Annotated in this window: 4 protein-coding genes; 2 read left to right on the top strand and 2 right to left on the bottom strand. The window is 66.6% G+C overall.

Features of this window, described 5'->3' with window-relative positions; all coding sequences use genetic code 11:
* Positions 1 to 565: 565 nt before the first annotated feature.
* Positions 566 to 1,453 carry a cysteine synthase A gene (gene cysK, locus GXY15_16110; protein NLV42736.1) on the top strand — a complete coding sequence of 296 codons (888 nt, stop codon included), beginning with the start codon at positions 566 to 568 and terminating at the stop codon, positions 1,451 to 1,453.
* Between the two features lie 91 nt (positions 1,454 to 1,544).
* Complete coding sequence (locus GXY15_16105; GenBank protein ID NLV42735.1) at positions 1,545 to 3,083, top strand: sialate O-acetylesterase; 1,539 nt, start codon at positions 1,545 to 1,547, stop codon at positions 3,081 to 3,083.
* Between the two features lie 120 nt (positions 3,084 to 3,203).
* Here the strand turns inward: GXY15_16105 and GXY15_16100 are convergent, their stop codons facing one another.
* Together GXY15_16100 and GXY15_16095 are read right to left on the bottom strand one after the other, a co-directional pair.
* A complete protein-coding gene (locus tag GXY15_16100) occupies positions 3,204 to 6,878 on the bottom strand; it encodes a redoxin domain-containing protein (GenBank protein NLV42734.1) in 3,675 nt (1,224 codons plus the stop codon).
* Positions 6,875 to 7,267 carry a BlaI/MecI/CopY family transcriptional regulator gene (locus GXY15_16095; GenBank protein ID NLV42733.1) on the bottom strand — a complete coding sequence of 131 codons (393 nt, stop codon included), beginning with the start codon at positions 7,265 to 7,267 and terminating at the stop codon, positions 6,875 to 6,877. Before GXY15_16095 ends, GXY15_16100 begins: the two co-directional genes overlap by 4 nt.
* Positions 7,268 to 7,532 lie beyond the last annotated feature (265 nt).

The raw sequence follows: 7,532 nt of genomic DNA, 5'->3' as shown, positions 1-7,532 counted from the left end.
CGGCCACTCTGTGGGACCCGCGACATCATCATGCAGGGAGCCAACTTTCTTATGCGAATTCCCGCCTCACGGCGGTCAGGGGCTCGCAATGACGCGCATTTTTTGCGGTCATTGCGAGTCCCTGACCGCCCGGGGGGCGGGAATCTCGTTGAAGAAAGGCGTGTCAGGCGTCAGATGTCGCGGGAGCCCCCGCGCGCCCCTCCCGTCTCGCCACGGCTTCGGCTCCCTCCATCGCCCAAACCGCGCGCCCCCTGGGATCGCCAAGCTCCAGCTTGGCCTCTTGGGTTCTTCCGCGTGGGCCTGTTCGATCAGTGTTTCCCCGAAAGCCAAGGGGAAGCTTGGCGCTCCCAGGGGCAGGGCCGCTCCAGCGAACCCGGTACTTTCTTAGCAGCGAAGCGAAGAAACCTCGGGCCCGCAAGCGCTTCCATTTCCCAACCTCTCCCGCCCGCTTTCCGGGGCCGCCGCGCCGTTGTGATTCGCCGGCCGGTTTGGTATCCTTTCCGGGCATCCCGGCGGGCGCCTCGGTCGCGCCGCGCCGGACATCCCCACGGTCAAAGGGCGAACCATGCTTACAGACAACATCCTCGCGCTTATCGGAAACACGCCGCTGATCCAGCTCCGCGGCATGCCCATCTACGCCAAGGCGGAGTTTCTCAACCCCGGCGGCAGCATCAAGGACCGCGTGGCCCTGTCCATGCTGGAGGGGGCGGAGGCGAAGGGCCTGCTGAAGCCGGACTCCGTCATCGTGGAGCCGACCTCCGGGAACACGGGCATCGGCGTCGCGCTGGTCGGCCGGCTCAAGGGCTACCAGGTGCGCATCGTCATGCCGGAGAACATGAGCGAGGAGCGCAAGAAGCTGATCCGCGCGCTCGGCGCCGACCTGGTGCTCACCCCCGCGGGCGAAAGCATTGCCGGCGCCGTCGAGTGCGTGCGCCGCATGCAGGCGGAGGATCCCCGGATCTATGTGCCCCAGCAGTTCGAGAACCCCGACAACCCCCGCATCCACTATGAGCAGACCGCCCGCGAGCTGTGGCGCCAGATGAGCGGCGACATTGACTGCTTCGTCGCCGGGGTCGGCAGCGGCGGCACCCTCCAGGGCGTCGGGAAGTTCCTCAAGGAGCACCGCCCCTCCGTGAAACTGGTCGCCGTCGAGCCGAAGAACGTGTCCGCCCTCCTCGGCCACGAGCCGGGCCTCCACCAGATCCAGGGCATCGGCGACGGGTTCATCCCGCCCATCCTCGACGTCTCCATGATTGACGACGTCATCGAGGTGACGGACGAGCAGGCCATCGCCACCACCCGCGAGCTCGGCGGGCAGTTCGGCCTCCTGGTCGGCATCTCCTCCGGTGCCAACGTCTGGGCCGCCCGGCAGATGGCCGGAAGGATGAAGGGAAACATCACCACCGTCCTGTGCGACCGCGCCGAGCGCTACTTCAGCACCGCCCTCATGTGATTCTGCCAGGCGCATGCCCCGGATATTCCGGCGGCCGCGGCTGATTTGGTAGACTGGCCAAGTGTCTTTCACCAACCGAAAGGAATGGACAATGCGCGCGAAAGTTTTCTGTCTGGCCGTGGCGTTGGGACTGTTTGCCGGGCCGCTGTTTGCGGCGGTGACGGTGCCGAACATTTTCGGCGACCACATGGTGGTGCAGGCCGGGCAGGCGGTGCCGGTCTGGGGAAAGGCGGACCCGGGGGAGAAGGTGACGGTGTGGCTGGGCGGCCGCAGCGCCTCGACCACCGCGGGCTGCTGCGGCAAGTGGATGGTGAAGGTGCCGCCGGTGAAGGCGGAGGGCGCGGTGGAGATGACCATCTCCGGCACGGACAGCAAGCTGGTCTTCCGCGATGTGCTGGTGGGCGAGGTGTGGGTCGGCTCGGGCCAGTCGAACATGCAGATGTCCGTGAAGTCGTCGCGGGACGCCGAGACGGAGATCGCACAGGCGGACTACCCGCAGATCCGGCTGTTCCATGTGGAGCGCAAGGTGGCCGGGGAGCCGCAGGACAACTGCAACGGAACCTGGATGGTCTGCACGCCGGAAAACATCCCCGAGTTCTCGGCGGCGCTTTACTTCTTCGGCCGCACGCTGCACGAGGAGCTGAAACGCCCGGTCGGCCTGATCCACACCTCCTGGGGCGGCACGCCCGCCGAGTCGTGGACCAGCCGCTGCGCGCTGTCCTCCAACCCCGACCTGAAATGCCTCGTGGACCAGTGGGATGACACAATTCAGAAGTATCCCGCGGCGATGGAGAAGTACAAGGAGAATCTGGCCGCGTGGGAGGAGGCCGCCGCCAAGGCGAAGGCCGACGGGAAGCCCGAGCCGTCCAAGCCCGGCGAGCCGCGCGGGCCGGAACATCCGCACCGCGCCTCGGGACTGTACAACGCCATGATCGCCCCCATCGTGCCCTACGGCATCCGCGGGGCCATCTGGTACCAGGGCGAAAGCAACGCCGGCCGCGCCTACCAGTACCGCGAGCTGTTCCCCGCCATGATCGAGGACTGGCGCGCGGCGTGGGGCCAGGGCGACTTCCCGTTCTACTTCGTGCAGCTTGCCAACTTCCTGGCGCGCGCGCCGGAGCCCGGGGAGTCGGAGTGGGCGGAGCTGCGCGAGGCGCAGACCATGACCCTCGGCCTCAAGAACACCGGCATGGCCGTGATCATTGACATCGGCGAGGAGAAGGACATCCACCCGAAGAACAAGCAGGACGTCGGCAAGCGCCTCGCGCTGAACGCGCTGGCGAAGGACTACGGGCGCGACGTCGCCTGGTCCGGCCCCCTGTACAAGCGCGTCCACTTCAAGAAGGGCGCGGCGCACCTGTGGTTCGACCACGCCTGCGGGCTGTCCACGCAGGGCAACGCCCCGCTCAAGGGCTTCGAAATCGCGGGCGCCGACCGCAAATTCGTGTGGGCCGACGCCCGCATCGAGGGGAAGAAGGTCGTGGTGTCGTCGCCGCAGGTGCCCAACCCCGTGGCCGTGCGCTACGGCTGGGCGGACAACCCCGAGTGCACCCTCACCAACGCGTCGGGCCTGCCCGCCTCCCCCTTCCGCACGGACAAATGGCCGGGACGCACCGCCGGGAGAAAATAGACCGCAACGCAGGACAGATTTCGCGCCGGGGCGTCTTTCGCGGACGCCCCGGCGCGCTGTTCCGGGCGCGGTGTCTGCGGGGGACGGGCCGCCCAGGGGCGGACAGACCCTGCCGCATGCCTATTTCAGATGCCGCTCCAGCACCGACTCCAAGGCATCCGCGGCTACCTTGGCCTCGACCACGTTTCCGGAGGCGTCAACAAGCCAGTTCGAGGGAATGTACGAGACGCCATAGGCGGTGGTGGCCGGATTGTCCTCGCTGAATCCGCCGACATGGCACTGCGGCCAGGCCATTTCCTGCGCGGCGGCAAACTTGGCCGCGGTCTTGATGTCCCTGTCGAGGTTCAGCCCGACAATCCGGAGTTTTCCGCCTTCGCCGTACTCCTTCCAGAGGTTCTTCAGGATGGGAATCTCCGCCTTGCACGGCGCGCACCAGGTGGCCCAGAAAACGAGCAGCACGGGCGTTCCCTTTTCGTCGCCCAGTTTCCATTCCTTGCCGTCCAGCGTGGTGCCCTGCAGTTCCGGGGCGACGGCGCCCGCCCCCGGCTTGGGGATGGCGGAGAAGGCCAAACCGCCCAACTCCAGCGGCGCGGGCTGGTCCGGCGCGATGGTGAAGGCGCGCTCCGCGCGCGCCGCGGCCGTGCCCCGGCCGCAGGCGTTCTGCGGCGGCGCGTCGTGCAGCGAGGCCGTGAGGTCGTAGTCGCCGGGCGGAAGGCAGTCAAGCGTGAAGGTTCCGTCCTCCAGCACGATGGGCACAAAGCCGTTGTCCTTGTCCTTGGCGTCGTCGCCATGGCGGCGGGCCGATATGAACAGCCGCCGGGGGGAATGCCAGGGCTCTTCGGTTTCGGCCCCGAGGTTTGCGAAAGCGGGGTCCACGATGAGTGTGCCCCGCACCGCGCCATTGCGGTCCGCACAGAAGCCGACCTGCATGGTCTTGCCGGGCTCCGGGGTGACATGAACGGCATGGCTTTTCACCCAGCGGCGCCATTCACCCACCCGCAGCGGAAGTGCCGGCACATAATCAATCTTGAAATGGCCGGTTTCGTCGGGCACGGCGCTGAGGTTGAAGTTCACGGAGTCACCCGCATTCCATTCCTCGGGCAGCGCCACAGTGACGCCCACACGCGCTTCCTCCCCTTTCGGCCGCTCCTGCACGGTCAGAGTTCCCTCCAACTGGCACCAGGCGGCCAGTGTCAGCGGGTCCTTTTCGTGGTGGTCCGCCAGCGGCCGAATCGCCCAGCCCGCCTCGTGCAGCGCGACAATCAGCGCCGGGCCCTTGCTGGGGCACAGGCGAAAATGCCCCTCATCGTCGGTGGTCGCACGATTGTACGGGTCATCCACTACTTTGGGGTCTATGCGCGTCTGCTCAATATAGGCGTTCTGGTAGGGCTCCACCAGCGCCACCGCCGCATCCTTTGCGGCCTGCCCGTCAGGCAGCAGCACCGTTCCCGCCAGCGGTTCCGCCGGTTCCATGCGTATGTCCGGCGGATTCGACGCGAACTCGGTGGCGTACACGGGGTCGCAGAAGGCCGTGTAGTGGTTTTCTGACGTGATGCGCACCCGCACCGCGCCCGGAACCTTCCCCATGCTTGCCCCGGTTTCCACGGAGAACCTGCCGTTGCTGGCGCGGTACTTGACCGGGTTGTGCACCCAATACGAGGCGATGGGTTCCGCCTTCTCGCTGCGGTCAAAATCAACCGTGAAATGTTTGACCGGCTTGCCCGTCACCGCGTCCAATACGCGGCCTTGAAGTTCTGCTGAGGGATACAGCACGAATTCCGTCTCATTCTCCTCCGTCGCGGACCAGTCAATGTCGCGGCTGAAGAAGTTGTCTTTCTTTGTGCTGAAGTCCATCGTGCCCTCTTCGGGCAAGCCGGAAAGCGCAAAACGGCCATCAGCGCCTGTCCTTGCATCATAACTGTATACGGCGATGATGGCGCGGCCCTGATCAACAGTCCAAAGATTGCTGCGAACGCCCACGCCTTCCATGGGCGCACCGGCGGCATCATGGACGATGCCGCTCCAGGCGCGGCCTTTCGTCATGACGATGCGCAGTTCGTCCCGTTTCCTGCCCAGGCGCAGGTGTTGCGGCGCGAGGTTTTCGGCAAACACAAAGAGTCGGCAGTCCTCGTCCGATGCGGTGGGCAGGTCGAAGCGCCCGTCCGCGTCCGCAATGACCGCATTGGTGATCTCGCCCTTCCGAATCTGTTCCCGGTACTCCGCGATGTCATGAATGTTGGTGAAGTCCCGGACCATCACCGCGTCTTTCACGGGAGCCCCGTTTTCATCAACCACGACGCCCTTCAGCCGCACGCCGCGCTTCATGGTGCAGCGGAACTTGCCCGCGAGCAGGTCCTCGGACACCGTCACCCACGAACCGGAAGTGTCGGATGCGAAATCGGGGTGTTCCAGACGGCAGGAAACACGATGGCTTTCCTCCGGAATCTTTGTCTGCCAGCGGCCTTCAGCGTCCGTCACCGCGTCGCCACTCATCATCATGCCCATGTCTACGGGATAGAGCACTTCAACTTTAACGTTCGGCACCGGGTTGCCGTCTTCATCCACCACAACGCCGCCCACGTCCACCATGGGCTTCTCTTTCTTGGTGAAGAAGCCCGCCGCCTTCTGGAAGTTGTCAACGATAAAGTCTTCCGCGCGCCCCAGGAACTCGCTTTGGGCGGCGAACAGGATGCTTCCCGGGCCGGCGTGGGGATGGACGCCCACGGCCGAACCCACCGCCAGAACCATGCACAATCCGGCCGCGAGCGGCGTCCAGCCCTTGACGCGGGGCTGGGGCACGCCGAGCACGCGCTCCACCCGGCGCAGCAGCACGCCGCCGGTGGCCGCCATGGCCAGGGGTGCGGATGCCCTGCACTGTCCGGCCAGCACCGCCAGGGCCCGGGCGTACAGCAGGCTGTCGCCGCAGCTTTGCACCGCCAGATCGTCGCAGCAGTTTTCGCGCTCCTCGCGGATGCGCCGCGACACCCACCATACGGCGGGATGGTAGAACAGCAGCGTCACAATGGCGGTCTGCACCAAATTGGCCGCGTAGTCATGGCGGCGGATGTGGGCCACCTCGTGGGCGAGCAGGGCGTGCACCTGGTCGGGCGTCAGCCCTGTCAGCACGGCGGCGGGCAGCAGGATGACGGGACGGAGTGTCCCCACAACCATCGGCACGGCCACCCGGCCGGACTCAAGCAGGCGCACCTGTCTGGACACGCCCAGCCGGAGACAAACCCGCTCCAGACTCTGCCGCCAGGATGGCGGCGCGTCGGCCACATCGCGCACACGCAGGCGGCGCACCTGCAGCCAGCCGCTCAGGTTCCACAGCGCGAGAAGGCACACGCCAAACAGCCACAGGGACGCCACGCCGGGCATCCACGGATCCAGCGCCCCCCGCAGGCGGCCCAGCCACTCCGCGGGGGAGGCCGTGTGCGGCGCCGCCGCCGCGGCGGATGCCGGCGGCATTGGCGGCGGCAGGGGAACCGCGGCGGCGGGCGCGGGCGCCGCGTCCGCACCGGGTGACGGGGAGGCGGGGGAGGCCGGAGTGACGGCGGTTGCAGTCACCACGGCCGCGGAAGGCAGCACCGCCAGGGTGGCAAACGGCATGGCCGCCATGACAATCAATCCCGCGTAGAGCACCGCGTAGCGCACATTCGCGGCGCTCTTGCGCAGCGCCGCCATGAGCAGGCCCAGCAGGCCGGCCGCCAGAAGGCCCTGCCAGACGAAATGCACAAGGCATTGGCCGACGGCGCGAAGCGCCGGTTCACAGGGGGAGAGCAGTTCCGCATTCATGATTGTTCCCTTCCTTTTCGGTCAAGCAGTTCCTGGATGCGCGCCAGTTCATCCGGCGCGATGTCCTTTTCTTCCAGCGCGCGCATGACCAGGCGCTCGGCGGAGCCGCCGAACACGCGGTCCAGCACGTCGCGCACGAGGCGGCGCTCGGTGTTCGCCTTGGCGATGGCGGCCCGGTAGACGTGCGTCTTCTGGCTCTCATCCCGGCTGACCAGCCCCTTCTGGGCCATGATCTGCATCAGCTTGAGCGCCGTGGTGTACCCGGTCCCGCTCTGGCTGTTCAGCTTCTCCCACACCGCGCGCACCGTGCTGGGACCCTGCTCCCAAAGCACGCGCAGTATGGCGAGTTCCCCCTGTGTCGGATTGGGCGTCGTCTGTTTTCCCGGCATGGCTCAGTGTCTCCCGTGGCTGTGTCCATGCCCGAAGTATATACGAAGGCGTTCGTAGTGTCAACCCCCCCCCAGGGCAATCGCATAAAAATCCGTGGGTGCTTTATGGGTGGAGTACGGCAGTCGCCCTTTATCCGGCCTCTTCAACGCTGAAAGCGTTGCCGAATATAGCCCAGGCCAGGCCGCCGCCCGAAGGGCCAGGCCTGCCCTGGGTTGCCCGCGCAGAACCATCATGCCCCAACGGGGCAGCCGAAATTGCGGCGGG

It is taken from the genome of Candidatus Hydrogenedentota bacterium, assembly GCA_012730045.1.
In the GTDB taxonomy this organism is placed as follows: Bacteria; Hydrogenedentota; Hydrogenedentia; order Hydrogenedentales; family CAITNO01; genus JAAYBR01.
Note: the sequence above shows the minus strand (reverse complement) of the source record. Positions and strands in the feature narration are given on the sequence as shown.

Excerpts from the sequence above, each read along its gene's own strand:
- cysK (NLV42736.1), top strand. The coding sequence starts at position 566 with ATGCTTACAGACAACATCCTCGCGCTTATCGGAAACACGCCGCTGATC.
- GXY15_16105 (NLV42735.1), top strand. The coding sequence starts at position 1,545 with ATGCGCGCGAAAGTTTTCTGTCTGGCCGTGGCGTTGGGACTGTTTGCC.
- GXY15_16100 (NLV42734.1), bottom strand. The coding sequence starts at position 6,878 with ATGAATGCGGAACTGCTCTCCCCCTGTGAACCGGCGCTTCGCGCCGTC.
- GXY15_16095 (NLV42733.1), bottom strand. The coding sequence starts at position 7,267 with ATGCCGGGAAAACAGACGACGCCCAATCCGACACAGGGGGAACTCGCC.